This is a genomic window from Arthrobacter agilis, assembly GCF_006494655.1.
GTDB lineage: Bacteria > Actinomycetota > Actinomycetes > Actinomycetales > Micrococcaceae > Arthrobacter_D > Arthrobacter_D agilis.
In genome coordinates this window covers 302,252-317,699 of sequence record NZ_VHIM01000004.1, presented here as the reverse complement: position 1 = coordinate 317,699, position 15,448 = coordinate 302,252, and the positions used below count along the sequence as shown (strand labels likewise).

Genomic DNA, 15,448 nt, shown 5'->3' with positions numbered 1-15,448 from the left:
CGCGGTCCGTCCGGAGCGGCAGGCGTCCCGGGGGATGAGCAACAGATAGGCTGAGGCTCACGACGGTCCCTCGGGCCGCGTTCCCGCGGACCTGGTCCGGCCGCGGCGGTCGAAGAATCTTCTGACGGGTAGTGCGATGGGCAACGGGCGGATGCAGACGGTCGTGGGGCGCTTGGCGGTGCTGCCGCCGGTGATCGTTCACCTCCTCTTCGCCGTCGTGCTCGCTGTGGCCGCCGTAGTGGGCCGCAACACCAATCTGGAATCGTCGAGCCTGGCGCTCATCTGGCCGGCTGCCGGTGTGGCGTTCCTTTGGGGCCTGTGGGGTTCCCGTACCCGGGCTGACGTGACGATCGCCCTGGTCTCGATGTTCCCCGTGCTCGCGCTCGTCAACATCGTCACGGGCCTCTCTGCTGCACTCGGACTGGCTGTCGCGATCGGCAGCGTGGTGCAGACGCTGGTCGCCGTCCTGCTGTTCCGGCGACTCGTACCCGATCTGACCGTGCGCACGGTCGGGGAGTACCTCCGCCTCGGCGCCGTCGCGATCGTAGCCTGCTCCATCGGAGCCCTCTTCATCGTCGCGGGCAGCGCCGTCGATGGTGCGGCCGATCCCGTCGCAGCCTTCCTGCCGTGGCTCGTCCGGCACGCCGTGTCCCTGACCGCTCTCGGTTCGCTCGGGATCGTCGTCGCCTCCGGCATCCGGGTACGGGCCGCCGAGGGGCCGCGACCGCCGCTCGTCTCCGCTCGACGCATCGAGTACGGCGCGCTCGCCCTCGTCTCGGCCGCGGCCTACGTCGCCGCCTTCGGTGCGACGTCCGCACTTCCCGTCGCCTACACCACCATCCCGGCACACATGTGGGCCGGCCTGCGTCTGCGCGCAGGCTGGGCCATGCTGCACGGCCTGGTGAGTGGCGTCTTCCTGGTCTTCTTCACGCTCCAGCGGAGGGGTCCCTTCCAGGATCTCGATCCCAGCATCGCGGCCTACGTGGCGCAATCCTTCATGTTCATCGCGTTCTCGGTCTCGGCCGTCCTGGCGCTCAGCATGGATGAGCGACGACGGCTGATCGAGAGGCTCTACGGGGCCACCGAGGAGGCCAAGGCTGCCGCGGACCTGCGCGACCTGGTGATCGGGCGCATGAACGACGGCGTCCTGGTGGCTGGCGCCGACCGCCGGCTCATCTTCCAGAACGAGACGAGCGAGCGGTGGCTCGGCTCGGGCACCGCGCAGCCCGGTGAGGTCTGGCGGCGCGATTACGAGGTCACGACGCCGGACGGCAAGGGTCTGTCGGAGGCGGACAATCCCCTGAACATGGCCCTTCGCGGCGTGCCCACCGAGCGGATGGACGTCGACCTGACGCATCGCTCGGGAGAAGTGATCCACCTGTCCGTCGACGCACTGCCACTGCCCGGCGATCGCGGCGCCGTCGTGGTCCTGCGGAATGTCACCGACGAGCGTCTGCACCAGCGCGACCTGACCCGTTTCGCCTCCGTCGTGGCCCACGACCTCCTCACGCCGCTGACGGTGTTCGACGGCTGGCTGGAACTGCTCGAGGATCCCGACCTCCCGGAGGCCGAGCGCCTCGCCAGCATTGAGCGCCTCCAGCAGGCGAGCCTGCGCATGCGGACCCTGATCCGCAATCTGCTGGCCTACAGCCTGGCCAAGGAGGAGAGGCTCACGGCCACCCGGATCGACGTCGGCCGGATGGTGGAGGGCATCATCGATCTGCGTACGGCCCTGCCCGGCACCCAACTGCCCGAGGTGGCCTTCGACGTCGATGCCCCCCACGCCGTGTACGCCGATGAACGGTTGTTCCTCCAGCTCATGGAGAACCTCGTGGGCAACGCCATGAAGTACGGGAAGACCGACGGTTCGGGGGAGGTCAGGGTGGCGACGACGGTGGACGCCGCCACCTCCCGCATCCTCGTGCAGGTCAGCGACAACGGGATCGGCGTCCCCGACAGTGATCTCGAAAAGGTCTTCGAGGAGTTCCACCGCTCGGAGAACGGTCTGAGCCAGGCGACCGGAACCGGGCTCGGGCTGGCCATCTGCCGCCGTATCGCCGAGAGCCACGGGGGGACGATCAGCGTCCGCAACACCGACCAGGGCGGCGCCGAGTTCACGGTGAGCCTCCCCGGGACGCCCGACCAGCTGCCGGAGGGCATTCCCCTCGTGGTGTCCGAGGAGACCCATGCTGCTCCGGCACGCCTGCGGGGCGTTCCGGCTCCCGGAGCGGGCTGACCCGCCGGGTCGGATCGTGCCGCTAGTCCGCCGACCGCGGGTAGAGCTTGGGGGAGGCCGCGCGGCCGCGGCCCGCACGCAGGCCTGCGAGGACCTCAGCCATCGCCTCCCGTGAGGAGTGCTCCGCCGACCACCCGAGTACCGAGCGCGCCCTCGACGTGTCCATGACGGGGCACTGGGATGCCATGTCGATCCAGCCGGGGTCGGTGCGCTGGAGGCCGAGCCCCCAGCTCGCACCGACGATCCACCGCAGGACGCGAACCGGCAGGCCGATCAGGCGGCGCGCGCCGAGCAGGTCGGCCACCCGCTCGGGAGTCAGTTCGGGTTCCGCGGCGATGTTGAACGCGCCTGATGCGCGCCGCGCGACGACGCGCCAGTAGGCGTCGGCGACGTCGGCGGCATGCACCGCCTGGAAGACGAACTCCTTCGGTACGGGCAGCAGGGGCAGCGGGAGACCGCCGAGGACGATCTTCGGCACGAGCGGTCCCAGGAAATAGCGGCCGATCTCGCTGCCGGCCTGTGACTGGAAAATCAGTCCTGGCCTCAGGCGTGCCACCGGGATCTCCGGGTACTCGTGTTCGAAGGAGTCGAGCAACCGCTCCTGCTCCGCCTTGTGGCGGCTGTAGTGCGAGGAGTCGATACCCCCCGTGGGCCAGGATTCGTCCTTCCGTGTCGTCTTGTCGGAGGGTGAGTAGGCGCCCACGGAGGAGGCGCACACCACCTGCCGGACGCCCGCGCTCGCCGCAGCGGCCAGGACGTTGGCGGTGCCGTCCACGTTGGTCCGATGCATGAAGTCCTCGTCGCGATTGGGCTGGATGGCCCAGGCGAGATGCACGACGGCGTCCACGCCCGCCAGTACCGTGGAGAGGGACTCCCGGCCCTCGTCGGTGCCGATATCGATGGCGTGCCAGTCCACGCCGTCGTACGGGGCCACGGACGTGTCGGGCAGGGAACGGGCAACGCCCGTGATCGTGATGCCGGCCGTGTCACCCGACGTGTCGAAGCCCGCGGCCTGCACTGATTCCCGATCCCGTGCGGCGCGCTGCAGCCGGGTGAGCAGGGCCGTTCCCACGTTGCCGGTGGCGCCGATGACTGCAATTCGCATGGGGATCTCCTGGGCGGGGTGGTTCCGCGACACGGTGGTGTGCGGAAGATGCTGGACTACTAAGTAAGCTTATGGTGCAGTTGAAGCAGACGTACAGCCGAATGATCAGCCCGCTCCGGTTCCGGGGCCACACCTGGAGGAGATCCGTGAGCAGCAACAGCAGGGTAGGCAGCGAGGCGCGCAGCGACGCGTCGGAGAAGGCACGGACCGCGCCCCATCCGGATGATTCCCGCAAGCCGGACGATCCGAAGGACGTCGTGAAGCCGGCCTGGAAGTACGTGTTCAAGCGATCGGCGAGCGAGTTCGGCAAGGATCAGTGCACCGATCTGGCGGCTGCGCTGACGTACTACGCCGTGCTCGCGATCTTCCCGGGCATCCTGGCCCTGCTCTCCCTCCTCGGGCTCTTCGGCCAGGCGCAGAGCACCACCAACGCCGTCATGGACGTCATCGGCGAGTTCGCTCCGGACGAGGCGCTGGAGACCATCCGCCCCACGATCCAGAATCTCGCGTCCAACCAGGCCGCCGGACTGACGTTCGTCATCGGTCTCCTGGGCGCCATCTGGTCGGCGTCGGGCTACGTGAACGCGTTCTCCCGCGCCACGAATCGCGTCTACGAGGTGGAAGAGGGCCGTGGCTTCCTCAAGTTGCGCCCGCAGATGCTCCTCATCACCGTCGTCGTGCTCGTCCTGATCGTGATCATGGGCCTCATGCTCGTGCTGTCCGGCCCGGTCGCCGAAGCCGTCGGCAATACCATCGGCCTCGGCAGCACTGCGGTCACCGTGTGGAACATCGCCAAGTGGCCCGTCATGGTGCTGTTCGCCGTGCTGATGATAGCGGTCCTCTACTACGGCACCCCGAACATCAAGCAGCCCAAGTTCCGCTGGCTGACACTCGGTGGACTGATCGCGCTGGTGGTCCTCGCGATCACCACGGCAGCCTTCTCCCTCTATGTCTCCCGGTTCGGCAGCTACGAGGCGACCTACGGGGCCATCGCCGGCGTCATCATCCTGCTCCTGTGGATCTGGCTCGCAAACCTCTCGCTCCTGTTCGGTGTCGAGTTCGACGCCGAGATGGAGCGCGGCCGCCAGCTGCAGGGCGGCATCGAGGCCGAGGAGACCGTCCAGCTGCCGCCGCGCGATACCAAGGCGGCGGACAAGAAGCGGGAGAAGCAACTGAAGCTCGTCCGCGAAGGCCGCGAGCTCCGCGAGAAGTACGGCCGCGATCACAGCAACCAGTAGCGGGTTCCGGCACCTGCTCCACCAGAGGGCCCGGCCGTTCGGCCGGGCCCTCTGTCATCCCGGCGGCCTAGACTGACGGCATGACCGACACGCAGCAGTCCGAGCAGCAGTCCGAGCACAGCACCAAGGGTTCCTACGTCACCGGCGGCAAGGAGTTCACACGGGACACGCAGTACATCGAGACGAGGATCACGAGGGACGGCACCGACGGCTACCCCGTCGAGGCAGGCCGCTACCGGCTCATCGCCGCCCGGGCATGCCCGTGGGCCAACCGCACCATCATCGTCCGCCGACTCCTCGGGCTCGAGGACGCGATCTCCCTCGGCACGCCCGGCCCCACGCACGACAGCCGCTCCTGGACCTTCGATCTCGATCCCGACGGTCGTGACCCCGTCCTCGGCATCGAGCGCCTGCAGGACGCCTTCTTCGCGCGCGATCCCGACTACTCCCGCGGCATCACCGTGCCTGCCGTCGTGGACACGACCACCGGCGCCGTCGTGACCAACAACTTCCCGCAGATCACCCTCGACTTCTCGAGCGAGTGGAAGGACTTCCACCGTGAGGGTGCTCCGGAGCTGTACCCGGAAGCGCTCCGCGAGGAGATCGACGCGGTCAACAAGCGGGTGTTCACCGAGGTCAACAACGGCGTGTACCGTTGCGGATTCGCAGGCTCGCAGGAGGCGTACGAGGCCGCCTACGACCGCCTGTTCACCGCTCTCGACTGGCTGGAGGAGCGCCTGACGAACCAGCGCTTCCTCGTCGGGGACACCATCACGGAGGCCGACGTGCGGCTCTTCACGACCCTCGTCCGCTTCGACCCGGTGTACCACGGGCACTTCAAGTGCAACCGCAACAAGCTGACGGAGATGCCGGCGCTGTGGGGGTACGCCCGCGACCTGTTCCAGACCCCCGGGTTCGGTGACACGATCGACTTCGAGCAGATCAAGCAGCACTACTACATCGTCCACGAGGACATCAATCCCACCGGGATCGTGCCCAAGGGGCCCGACCTCGCCGGCTGGACGACCGCCCACGGGCGTGAGGCACTCGGCGGACGTCCGTTCGGTGACGGGACGCCGCCCGCGGCGGAGTAGCCCGGCGGGGTGCTGTGGGGTACCCGGAGCACCCCGCCGCGTGTGGGGATTAGGGAACAAAGCTGTTTCTTAATTCGGCGCAGCCTAGGCTAGCCTTACTTCAGACCGATCGTCCGGCTGAGGGAGGCATCATGGCAGTCCAGGCCTCCCCCCTGCGTGCCACGCCGTCACCCAGGCGGTCACCCACGCAGGAGCCCGTTGGGCGCCGCCGGTCCTCCAGCCCCCGCACGGTCGCCCGACTCGGCCTCGTCGCACTCGTCCTCCTCGTCGTCTGCGCGGCCTCGCTCACCATCGGAGCGAGATCGGTCGGCGTCGGCACCATGATCGACGCCGTGACCGCCTTCGATCCCGCGAACGGAGACCACGCGGTGGTCCTGTCCCGCGTGCCAAGGACCGTGATCGGGCTGCTCGTCGGAGCGGCGCTCGCCGCAGCAGGGGCGGCCCTGCAGGGGATCGCCCGCAACCCGCTCGCCGATCCCGGCATCCTGGGGATCAACGCCGGCGCCGCCCTCGCCGTCGTCGTGGGCATCTACGTTTTCGGCCTCAGCAGTGCTTCGGGATACATCTGGTTCGCCTTCGTGGGAGCTGCTGCCGCCGCTCTCGTCGTCTATGCCGTGGCGAGCATCGGACGCGAAGGCGCCACGCCCGTCAAGCTTGCGCTCGCCGGAGCCGCCCTGGCAGCCGGCCTCGCCAGCCTCACGAATGCGGTGCTCGTCTCGAGCCAGGAGACGCTCGACACCTTCCGCTTCTGGCAGGTCGGTACGCTCTCCGGACGCGGGTGGGACGTCATCGGGACCGTCTCGCCCTTCCTGCTCGTGGGTCTCGTCCTCACACTCGCCACCGGGAAGCTGCTCAACAGCCTGGCCCTCGGAGACGACGTCGCCAGGGCCCTCGGCCAGAATGTGGGGCTGGCGCGCGGTCTCGCGGCACTCGGCGTCGTGATCCTGTGCGGCGCCGCGACGGCTGCTGCGGGACCCATCGGGTTCGTGGGGCTCGTCATCCCGCACATGGTGCGACTGGTCGTCGGAGCGGACTATCGGTGGATCCTTCCCTTCTCCGCACTGCTCGGGCCCGTCCTCCTGCTCAGTGCGGACATCATCGGCCGTGTCGTCCTGCCTCCGGGCGAGGTGCAGGTCGGCATCATGACAGCCGTGGTCGGTGCGCCCGTGTTCATTTGGCTCGTTCGCCGCCGCAGGATGGCCCAGCTGTGAGCGCGTCCGTCCAGGAGGCGCCCGCACCCGCCGCCGCCCCGGCCGCCGGCCTGCAGTCCGTCCGTGCCCGACGTCGCCGTGGCACCGCGGTCCGCGTCGGTGCTGTCGCGGGTGTGGCTGCGGGACTCTTCGCCGTGAACATCCTCCTCGGCACCTACACCGTGACCATTCCGGACTTCCTCCGCATCGTCGGCGGAGCCGAGATCCCGGGCGCCAGTTTCATCGTCCTGGAGAATAAGCTGCCCCGGGCCGTGATCGGACTCCTCATCGGTGTCGCATTCGGCGTCTCCGGTGCGGTGTTCCAGACGATGCTGAGGAACCCGCTCGCGAGCCCGGACATCATCGGCATCAGCTACGGCGCCAGCGCCTCCGCCGTCACGGCGATCGTCCTCTTCGGCGCTGCAGGCGTGGCCGTCTCGTTGTCCGCGCTGGTCGGAGCCATGGTGGTGGCGGCCGCCATCTATCTGATCTCGCGCCGTGGGGGAGTCGCGGGCTACCGGCTCATCCTCGTGGGCATCGGCTTCGCGGCCGTGATGCATGCACTTGTGAACTTCCTGATCACGCGTACCGATCTCCGCACGGCGTCCGAGGCCCTGCTCTGGCTCAACGGATCGCTGAACTCCAGCAACTGGGACCGCGTGAGCGTGCTCCTCGCCTGCCTCGCGGTCCTCGTCCCTGCCGCCGCGGTGCTCTCACGCAGCCTCGCAGGCCTCGAACTGGGCGACGACGCCGCTGCCGGACTGGGTGTCCGTGTCGAGGCGTCGCGGCTCGGGCTCATGGCCACCGCGGTGGCCCTGGCCGCCGTGGCGACCGCGGCTGCGGGGCCGGTCGCCTCCATCGCCTTCCTGTCCGGGCCCATCGCCCGCCGCCTGCTCGGCAACCGGCCGTCGCTCGCCCTGGCGGGTCTGGTCGGCGCGGTGATCGTGCTCGGTGCCGACTTCGTCGCCGCCAACCTGATTCCCGGGACGTCCCTGCCCGTCGGTGTGATCACCGGCGCCCTCGGAGCGCCGTTCCTGCTGTGGCTGCTGGCCACGGCCCACCGCCGAGGCGAGGGAGGCGGATGATGGGCCGCCAGCAACGATCGACGACGGGTGCGGCGTCGGATGCGGCATCGGGGATCAGCGCGGACGCGGGAGCGCACGTGAGGCCCGACACCCTGTCGGCCGAGGGTCTGACGCTCGCCTATGACGAGCGCACGGTGGTCGACGGTCTCTCCGTGCACCTCCCTCCGGGGAAGGTCACCGTGATAGTAGGGGCGAACGCGTGCGGCAAATCGACCCTGCTGCGCGGGCTGGCGAGGTTGCTCAGGCCCGTCGCAGGCACTGTGGTGCTCAACGGCTCCGATATCCACTCCCAGTCCACCAAAGCCGTGGCCCGCGTGCTCGGTCTGCTGCCGCAGACACCCGTGGCGCCCGACGGCATCAGCGTCGCCGATCTCGTGGGCCGTGGCCGCTACCCACACCAGGGCTGGTTCCGTCAGTGGACGCCGGACGACGACGACGCCGTCGCCGCCGCTCTCGACGCCACGGACACGCTGACCCTGGCCGACCGCAGCGTGGACGAGCTCAGCGGCGGGCAGCGGCAGCGCGTCTGGATCGCCATGGCGCTGGCGCAGCAGACCGGGATCCTCCTGCTCGATGAGCCCACCACCTTCCTCGACGTAACGCACCAGGTCGAGGTGCTGGACCTCATCACGGACCTCAACCGCCGGAACGGCACCACCGTGGTGATGGTGCTGCACGATCTGAATCTCGCGGCGAGATACGCGGACCACCTGATCGCCATGCGCGACGGCAGGATCGTCGCCGAGGGGCCACCCGAGGAGGTGGTGACCGAGGAGACCGTGTCCGGAGTGTTCACTCTCGACTGCCGTGTCATCAGCGACCCGGTATCGGGCACGCCGATGGTGGTTCCCATCGGACGGCACCACCAGGCTCCGGCCGACGGTCCCATCAAGGCTTCCCAGCCCGGCGACGAGCCGCACCAGGGGTATCGACCCAATCCGCAGGACACCGTTCCTGCACGAGTGGAGGCAGCATCATGACCGACGTGACAGAACGGACCTCGCGGAGGACTTCCGCGGACACGGAACCGATGGTGCTGGCGTTCGACGTCGTCGTCACCCGCGTGCAGGATCTGACCACGAATTTCCGCCGCATCACCTTCGGCGGTGCGAGCCTCGAGGCATTCGGCGTCGCGGGGGACACGCACGATCTCAGGATCAAGATCGTGATACCTTCCGAGGGCCGTGACTGCCCCGATATCGCCGGCATGATGAGGGGCGGCTCCGCCGCGGGCTGGTACCAGGCGTGGCTCGGGCTCGACGCCGAGGAGCGCGGGTCCATGCGCACCTACACCGTGCGCGAGTCCCGCTGCGGCGGCGCGCGTCCCGAGGTCGACGTCGACTTCGTGATGCATCTCGACGCCGAGGGCCGAGGCGGACCGGCCTCGGAATGGGCAGCGGCGGCGAAGCCCGGTGACCGCGTCTGCATCATCGGGCCCAACTCCTCCGCTGCGCAGTGTGCCACGGCCGGGGCCTACGGCGGCATCGAGTGGAGCCCCGGACTCGCCCAGCACGTGCTCCTCGCGGGGGACGAGACCGCGGTACCGGCCATCAGCGCCATTCTCGAGTCACTGCCCGAGGACATGGGCGGCCGGGCCTTCCTCGAAGTGCCGGACGCGGGCGACATCCAGGCGATCGAGACGCGGTCGTCCGTCACGGTCACCTGGCTCGTGCGAGGTGACCGCGTTCACGGCGAGCCCCTCGACGCCGCGGTGCGGGATGCCGTGCGCGTGCCCGGCTGGGTATCCCTCTCCGGTGGGCCGGAGGTGTCCGGCGGCCATGAGCCCGAGGACGTGGACATCGAGCGGAGCATCCTCTGGGAGACCCCGCAGCGGCTCGAGGCGACCATCGTGCAGTCGTCGGTGAACCCGGATCGGCTTCCCGGCAGCCAGCCGTTCTACGCCTGGATCGCCGGTGAGGCCGCCGTGGTCCGGGGGCTACGGCGCTACCTCGTCCGTGACGTGGGCGTGGACCGGAAGCAGGTCGCGTTCATGGGGTACTGGCGCAAGGGCCGGGCCGAGCTCTCCTGAACGGCCGCTGGTCCTGCCCTGTCCGGGTGAACGGTGACGCGGGACAGCGCAGGAACCCCGGGTAGCCGCCTACGGCAGGGGGTCGCTCACCACGGCGGGGTCCTTGAATCCGAGCGGCATCCTCAGCCGCAGGGAGTCGGGCCGCACCTCGAACGACATGTGCGTCGCCTTGCCGAGGGGATCGCCGTCGAGCTGGACGTCGAGCGGCTCGCGGAGGGTGACCTCGGCGGTACGGCACTGGAAGTATTCGAGCGAGGGGTCCTTGCCCTTGCCTCGGGCGAAGAGCTTGCCCACCACGGCGAGCCACCCGAGCTTCCCCTTGGGGGCGATCGTCATGAGATCCATCAGACCGTCGTCGATCCTGGCCCCCGGGAAGATCTCGAGCCCGCCCATGATCTTGCCGCAGTTCCCGCCCATGACACTGCGGAGCCTGCGCTCGAAGGGCTGTCCGCCGTCGATCGAGATGGTGGTCCGCGCGGGCTTGCCGGGCAGGTTCCGGATGCCGGCGTCCACGTAGGCCAGCCATCCCACCTTGTCCTTGAGGTCCTCGCGGGTGTCGGACATGATCGCGGCGTCGTAGCCGATGCCCGCCATGACGAGGAAGACGTGTGCGTCCTGCGCGTGGTCCACGATCAGGTGGACGACGTCGATGGTCCGTTCGGTCCCGCGGAAGGCGGCTTCGACAGCGGCGTCCGGATCATCGACGGCGATGTCCAGGTTGCGCGCCAGGAGGTTACCGGTGCCGAGCGGCACGAGGGCCATCATGGTGCCGCTGCCCGAGAGCTCCTCCGCCACGCAGCGCACGGTCCCGTCCCCGCCCGCCGCGATCACGAGGTCCACGCCCGCGTCGAGCGCCTCGCGTGCCTGGCCGTGCCCCGGGTCGTCCTGCGTGGTCTCGATGATCAGCGGCTCGTCCCATCCGTCCTCGGTCGAGATGCGTCGCACGGCACCCTCGACGTCCGCGGTGGTCGCCTTGATGGGATTGATGATCAGCGCGGCGCGCCGACCGCCGGCCCCTGCCTGCGCGCCGGCGTCGCTGGCGGGGACGGGCGTGGTGGCTCCGGATGGGGCGTCGGTGGGCATGGTGTCCTTCAGGAGGGTGTCAACGGGTGGCCTGCACGAGCTTATCGCGACGTCACCGCGCCCGAGGGTAATCTTTGGACGTGACCACCACCCAGCGATACGCGGCCCTCGGAGACTCCTTCACGGAAGGAGTGGGTGACTGGGATGCCGCGTCCCCCAACGGTGTCCGGGGCTGGGCGGACCGCGTGGCGGAGCAGCTCGTCCTGGCGGATCCCTCCTGGGACTACGCCAACCTCGCCATCCGCGGGAAGAAGATGCGGCAGATCCTCGACGAGCAGATCGACGCCGCCCTGGCGCTGCAACCGACGCTCGTCACCATCTACGCGGGCGCCAACGACATCCTGCGGCCGCGTGTCGACATCGACCTCCTGATGGCCCGGTACGACGACGGCGTGGGCCGCCTCCGCGACGCCGGCGCGGACGTCGTGCTGTTCACCGGCTTCGATGCCTCGGGCTCCGCCGTGTTCGGCACGACGCGCGGACGTACGGCCGTCTACAACGAATGGGTGCGTGAGATCGCCGATACGCGTGGCGCCACGGTGGTCGATTACTGGCGGCTGCGCGAGTTCCAGGATTGGGGCTACTGGGACGTGGACCGCATGCACATGTCCGCCGCCGGGCACACCCTCATGGCTGTCCGGGTCCTCGAGGCCATGAAGGCCTCCCACCGCATCGACCTCCCGGAACTCGAGGCTCGCCCCGCACTCAAGCGGGTCGAGCAACTGCGGGCCGATGCGCAGTGGGCCCGGGCATACCTCTCGCCGTGGGTGGGGCGGCGACTCCGGGGCGTGTCCTCGGGAGACGCCCTCAGCCCCAAGTACCCGACGCCAGGACATCCCCACTGGGCCACCGTCCCGGCCTGATCGCCGGGCAGCAGGCGAGCACGACGGAGACGCGCCCGCAACCTCCGGCGTCTGCCTACGCGCCCGTGGGTGCACCGGGGGTCTGTGCCAGAATGATCGGATGGCGGCGCACTGGCTCACACCCGACGAGCGGCGGGCCTGGCTGGCACTCTACGCGCTGACCTCGCTCGTCCCGGCGGGCCTCGACGCGCACCTCTTCCGTGAAGCACGGATCACGCTCTTCGACTACCACGTACTCGCGATGCTCTCCGAGTCGGAGGATTCGCGGCTCCCGATGAGCGAGCTCGCCGCCCGCTCCACGGCGTCGCTCTCGCGCCTCAGCCACGTGGTCAAGAAGCTGGAAGCGCGGGGCTGGGTATCCCGGCTCCCGTCCGATTCCGACGGGCGGGTCACAACGGCGTCGATCACCGGGGACGGGTTGGCCATGCTCACCGAACTCGCGGTCTCCCACGTCGCACAGGTGCGTGCCCTCGTCTTCGATTCCCTCGACGAGCGCGACGTGGCGGACCTCGATCGCGTGGGCCGCAAGATCCTCCGGGGCCTGGATGACGCGCACTGGATCCTGTCAGACCGTGACAGCGACCGTGACAACGACAACGACAACGACAATGACAGCGCCAATGACGCTGACAATGCCGGTGACAATCACAGCCACCGTGCCGGATCGCCCGCGATGGGCGACGGCGGACCACTCGTCGCCTCTGCCGCCCGGGAATCATCCTCCGCCGGCCGTTGACACAGGACAGGAGCCCCATGGATCAGCCGGAACGAGCCGGGTACCACCCCCGGATCCTTGCGCTCGTGCTCGCGGGCGGAGCAGGCGGACGCCTCGGAGCCCTGACCGATCATCGCGCCAAACCGGCCATGCCCGTGGGAGGCAGCTTCCGGCTCATCGACATCCCGCTCACCAATCTGCACCACAGCGGTATCTCCGACGTGTGGATCCTGGAGCAGTACCAACCGAAGACCATCAATGACCACCTGCGGAACGGCCGGCCCTGGGATCTCGACCGCACGCGCGGCGGGCTGCTGGTCCTTCCGCCGTTCAGCGGCCGCGAGGGCGAGGGGTTCGCGGAGGGCAACGCCGACGGACTGGTGCGGCAGTCCGCCTTCATCCGTGACTTCGCCCCCGACCTCGTGCTGGTGCTCAGCTCCGACCACCTGTACCGCCTCGACTACCGCGACCTCGTGGAGACCCACCGGCGTTCCGGTGCGCTCCTCACGATGGTCACGGTGGACTTCGACGGCGATGCGTCCGAGCACGGCGTGGTGACGTCCGACAGCGACGGCAGGGTGACGGGCTTCGCGTACAAGCCCGAGGAGCCGGCCTCGGGCGTCGTCGCGGCGGAGGTGTTCCTCTACTCCACCGAGGCCCTGCTCGAGGCCCTCCGCCGGCTCGACGACGAGCATGACGGCCTGGGCGACTACGGCGACCATCTGGTGCCGTATTTCGTGGAGCGGCACGATGCCGTCGAGCATCGGCTGCAGGGGTACTGGCGCGACCTCGGGACCCCCGGTTCGTACCTGCGTGCCCACCTCGACCTGGTGGAGGGCCGCGGGCTGGACCTCGCCGATCCGGAGTGGCCGATCCTCACCGCGCCCCCCTCGGTAGCACCCGCCGTGATCGGCGCGGGCGCGGAGGTCGACGCGTCACTCATCGCGCCGGGCGCCGTGATCAGGGGAACGGTCCGCCGGAGCGTGATCGGTGCAGGTGCCCTGATCGAGGCGGGGGCTGTCGTGGAGGACTCGGTGGTCCTCGACCGGGCGCGGCTGGAGGGAGGTTCCAGGGTGCGGTACGGGATCGTGGACTCCGACGCCGTCGTCGCGGGGACCTGTGTGGGCGAGGGGCCGGAGCGGCCTGTCGTGGTGACGCGGGACGGCGAGATCGACGACTGACCCGTTTTGGTCGAGCCCGATCCTGTCGGTAGTATGGTAAGGCGTTTGGCTGCGGCAGGTGCTGCCCTCCCTCCGGGGTGGTGCGGGATTTGCCCGGCTACCCGTGACTACCTAGAATTTAAGGCTGTGTCGGCCGCAATGCCGCGCACCGCCTAATCTTCACCGTCTTCCCCGCGGCGAGGCGCTTCGGCAGGTTCTCACCCTGCCAGGTCAACCTCCGGAAAGCTGCAGTAATAACGGTGTCATTACTGGTGGCGGGACGCTCAACAAGTGATTCCGTCACGTTCATCTAATCTGGAGGAGAGTTATGGCAGCCCACTGCCAAGTGACCGGAGCCGAGCCCGGCTTTGGACACAGCATTTCGCACTCGCACCGCCGCAACAAGCGTCGGTTCGACCCCAACATTCAGAAGAAGCGCTACTACGTGCCTTCCCTTCGCCGTAACGTCACGCTGCAGGTCTCGGCCCGCGGCATCAAGACGATCGACGTCCGTGGAATCGATGCCGTCGTGGCATCGATCCTCGCGAGGGGAGTGAAGCTCTAATGGCAAAGGACAAGGACGTACGTCCGATCATCAAGCTGAAGTCCACCGCCGGCACGGGGTACACCTACGTGACGCGGAAGAACCGTCGTAACGATCCGGACCGCATGGTCCTCATGAAGTACGACCCCAAGATCCGCAAGCACGTCGAATTCCGAGAGGAGCGCTAACCATGGCCAAGAAGTCCAAGATTGCTCGCAACGAGCAGCGCAAGGTCATCGTGGAGCGCTACGCGGCCAAGCGCCTCGAGCTCAAGAAGACGCTCGTCGACGCCAACGCCACCGACGAGGCCCGCGAAGCAGCACGCCTCGGCCTGCAGAAGCTTCCCCGCAACGCCTCGCCGGTTCGCCTGCGCAACCGCGACCAGATCGACGGTCGCCCCCGCGGAACCCTCCAGAAGTTCGGTATCTCGCGTGTCCGCTTCCGCGACATGGCACACCGTGGCGAGCTGCCCGGCGTGACCAAGTCGAGCTGGTAGCAGCGTCCGGGGTACTGCGCCCCGTCAGCAAGACCCGCCGCCTCCGGCGGTGACACCAAGCCGGCAACCTTCGGGTTGCCGGCTTCTGTCGTTCCGGCCGGACAACGCTGCCCGTCCGGGTCGGTGAGGCGGAAAACAGCCCCCAAAACGCCCTGATTATGCTGAAAAGCCGCGTAAACACGCGGGGGAGGGTGCCCAAGCTGATAGGTTTTTGGGCAGAGGCTTTTCGACAACCGCGAAAAGCTCGTTCGGAAGAGTGACGTCCAGGAGGACCTGAAGTGGCTAAAAACCGTAGTGAACTTGTTGCCGAAGTAGCAGCGAAGGCCGACACGAGCCAGGCTGCCGTCAACGGCGTCCTTGACGCCCTGTTCGACGTCTTCGCCGAGTCCGTCGCCAAGGACGAGAAGATCACCATCCCCGGTTGGCTCGCCGTCGAGCGCACCAGCCGTGCAGCGCGCACCGGCCGTAACCCCCAGACCGGCGAGACCATCCAGATCGCCGCGGGCCACAGCGTCAAGCTGACCGCCGGGTCCAAGCTGAAGGCTTCCGCCAAGTAGTTCGCAGAAGCACTGCATGCGTGACCGGAGGGTCGCTGCCGTGACGGCAGCGG

General features: G+C 68.7%; 16 protein-coding genes. 14 read left to right on the top strand and 2 right to left on the bottom strand.

The window, feature by feature from the left end; translation table 11 throughout:
• The first annotated feature begins 151 nt into the window (after positions 1 to 151).
• A complete protein-coding gene (locus FJV46_RS08395) occupies positions 152 to 2,236 on the top strand; it encodes a sensor histidine kinase (protein WP_186336549.1) in 2,085 nt (694 codons plus the stop codon).
• Positions 2,237 to 2,258: 22 nt separating this feature from the next.
• On the opposite strand, the gene FJV46_RS08390 is transcribed toward FJV46_RS08395, so the two are convergent.
• On the bottom strand, positions 2,259 to 3,341 hold the full coding sequence (locus FJV46_RS08390) for an NAD-dependent epimerase/dehydratase family protein (protein ID WP_087028526.1): 1,083 nt from the start codon (positions 3,339 to 3,341) through the stop codon (positions 2,259 to 2,261).
• 146 nt (positions 3,342 to 3,487) lie between these two features.
• On the opposite strand from FJV46_RS08390, the gene FJV46_RS08385 reads away from it, so the two are divergent.
• The 6 genes from FJV46_RS08385 to FJV46_RS08360 all read left to right on the top strand — a co-directional run bounded on the left by FJV46_RS08385 (position 3,488) and on the right by FJV46_RS08360 (position 9,977).
• Positions 3,488 to 4,579, top strand: a complete 1,092-nt coding sequence (locus FJV46_RS08385; protein WP_232008505.1) for a YihY/virulence factor BrkB family protein — start codon at positions 3,488 to 3,490, stop codon at positions 4,577 to 4,579.
• Positions 4,580 to 4,659: 80 nt separating this feature from the next.
• Positions 4,660 to 5,673, top strand: coding sequence for a glutathione S-transferase family protein (locus FJV46_RS08380; RefSeq protein WP_087028524.1), 1,014 nt, complete (start codon positions 4,660 to 4,662; stop codon positions 5,671 to 5,673).
• Positions 5,674 to 5,804: 131 nt separating this feature from the next.
• Positions 5,805 to 6,884 (top strand): FecCD family ABC transporter permease, encoded by a 1,080-nt coding sequence (locus tag FJV46_RS08375; RefSeq protein ID WP_087028522.1) that lies wholly within the window; start codon positions 5,805 to 5,807, stop codon positions 6,882 to 6,884.
• Between the two features lie 113 nt (positions 6,885 to 6,997).
• Positions 6,998 to 7,948: a FecCD family ABC transporter permease gene (locus FJV46_RS08370; protein ID WP_232008719.1), complete on the top strand. Its 951-nt coding sequence runs from the start codon at positions 6,998 to 7,000 to the stop codon at positions 7,946 to 7,948.
• Positions 7,948 to 8,928, top strand: a complete 981-nt coding sequence (locus FJV46_RS08365) for an ABC transporter ATP-binding protein (RefSeq protein ID WP_087028521.1) — start codon at positions 7,948 to 7,950, stop codon at positions 8,926 to 8,928. The genes FJV46_RS08370 and FJV46_RS08365 overlap by 1 nt, the downstream gene beginning before the upstream one ends.
• Positions 8,925 to 9,977: a siderophore-interacting protein gene (locus tag FJV46_RS08360; RefSeq protein WP_232008503.1), complete on the top strand. Its 1,053-nt coding sequence runs from the start codon at positions 8,925 to 8,927 to the stop codon at positions 9,975 to 9,977. The genes FJV46_RS08365 and FJV46_RS08360 overlap by 4 nt, the downstream gene beginning before the upstream one ends.
• Positions 9,978 to 10,046: 69 nt before the next feature.
• Here the strand turns inward: FJV46_RS08360 and FJV46_RS08355 are convergent, their stop codons facing one another.
• On the bottom strand, positions 10,047 to 11,060 hold the full coding sequence (locus tag FJV46_RS08355; RefSeq protein WP_087028519.1) for a diacylglycerol/lipid kinase family protein: 1,014 nt from the start codon (positions 11,058 to 11,060) through the stop codon (positions 10,047 to 10,049).
• Positions 11,061 to 11,140: 80 nt separating this feature from the next.
• On the opposite strand from FJV46_RS08355, the gene FJV46_RS08350 reads away from it, so the two are divergent.
• The 7 genes from FJV46_RS08350 (at position 11,141) to FJV46_RS08320 (ending at position 15,395) form a co-directional block, all read left to right on the top strand.
• Complete coding sequence (locus FJV46_RS08350) at positions 11,141 to 11,923, top strand: SGNH/GDSL hydrolase family protein (RefSeq protein ID WP_087028709.1); 783 nt, start codon at positions 11,141 to 11,143, stop codon at positions 11,921 to 11,923.
• A gap of 100 nt (positions 11,924 to 12,023) precedes the next feature.
• On the top strand, positions 12,024 to 12,659 hold the full coding sequence (locus FJV46_RS08345; protein WP_087028517.1) for a MarR family winged helix-turn-helix transcriptional regulator: 636 nt from the start codon (positions 12,024 to 12,026) through the stop codon (positions 12,657 to 12,659).
• A 17-nt stretch (positions 12,660 to 12,676) separates the two neighbouring features.
• Positions 12,677 to 13,819, top strand: a complete 1,143-nt coding sequence (locus FJV46_RS08340; RefSeq protein WP_087028515.1) for a glucose-1-phosphate adenylyltransferase family protein — start codon at positions 12,677 to 12,679, stop codon at positions 13,817 to 13,819.
• A gap of 307 nt (positions 13,820 to 14,126) precedes the next feature.
• Positions 14,127 to 14,363 (top strand): 50S ribosomal protein L28, encoded by a 237-nt coding sequence (gene rpmB / locus FJV46_RS08335; protein ID WP_043441573.1) that lies wholly within the window; start codon positions 14,127 to 14,129, stop codon positions 14,361 to 14,363.
• Positions 14,363 to 14,530, top strand: a complete 168-nt coding sequence (gene rpmG, locus FJV46_RS08330; protein WP_019481734.1) for a 50S ribosomal protein L33 — start codon at positions 14,363 to 14,365, stop codon at positions 14,528 to 14,530. The genes rpmB and rpmG overlap by 1 nt, the downstream gene beginning before the upstream one ends.
• A gap of 2 nt (positions 14,531 to 14,532) precedes the next feature.
• The gene (rpsN, locus tag FJV46_RS08325) at positions 14,533 to 14,838 is read left to right on the top strand and encodes a 30S ribosomal protein S14 (protein ID WP_026532176.1); all 306 of its coding nucleotides are present in this window, start codon (positions 14,533 to 14,535) and stop codon (positions 14,836 to 14,838) included.
• 278 nt (positions 14,839 to 15,116) lie between these two features.
• Complete coding sequence (locus FJV46_RS08320) at positions 15,117 to 15,395, top strand: HU family DNA-binding protein (protein WP_055767099.1); 279 nt, start codon at positions 15,117 to 15,119, stop codon at positions 15,393 to 15,395.
• Positions 15,396 to 15,448 lie beyond the last annotated feature (53 nt).

Coding starts and splice junctions, on each gene's coding strand:
- FJV46_RS08380 (WP_087028524.1), top strand. CDS start 4,660: ATGACCGACACGCAGCAGTCCGAGCAGCAGTCCGAGCACAGCACCAAG.
- FJV46_RS08360 (WP_232008503.1), top strand. CDS start 8,925: ATGACCGACGTGACAGAACGGACCTCGCGGAGGACTTCCGCGGACACG.
- rpsN (WP_026532176.1), top strand. CDS start 14,533: ATGGCCAAGAAGTCCAAGATTGCTCGCAACGAGCAGCGCAAGGTCATC.
- rpmB (WP_043441573.1), top strand. CDS start 14,127: ATGGCAGCCCACTGCCAAGTGACCGGAGCCGAGCCCGGCTTTGGACAC.
- FJV46_RS08340 (WP_087028515.1), top strand. CDS start 12,677: ATGGATCAGCCGGAACGAGCCGGGTACCACCCCCGGATCCTTGCGCTC.
- FJV46_RS08390 (WP_087028526.1), bottom strand. CDS start 3,341: ATGCGAATTGCAGTCATCGGCGCCACCGGCAACGTGGGAACGGCCCTG.
- FJV46_RS08355 (WP_087028519.1), bottom strand. CDS start 11,060: ATGCCCACCGACGCCCCATCCGGAGCCACCACGCCCGTCCCCGCCAGC.
- FJV46_RS08395 (WP_186336549.1), top strand. CDS start 152: ATGCAGACGGTCGTGGGGCGCTTGGCGGTGCTGCCGCCGGTGATCGTT.
- FJV46_RS08375 (WP_087028522.1), top strand. CDS start 5,805: ATGGCAGTCCAGGCCTCCCCCCTGCGTGCCACGCCGTCACCCAGGCGG.
- rpmG (WP_019481734.1), top strand. CDS start 14,363: ATGGCAAAGGACAAGGACGTACGTCCGATCATCAAGCTGAAGTCCACC.
- FJV46_RS08365 (WP_087028521.1), top strand. CDS start 7,948: ATGGGCCGCCAGCAACGATCGACGACGGGTGCGGCGTCGGATGCGGCA.
- FJV46_RS08345 (WP_087028517.1), top strand. CDS start 12,024: ATGGCGGCGCACTGGCTCACACCCGACGAGCGGCGGGCCTGGCTGGCA.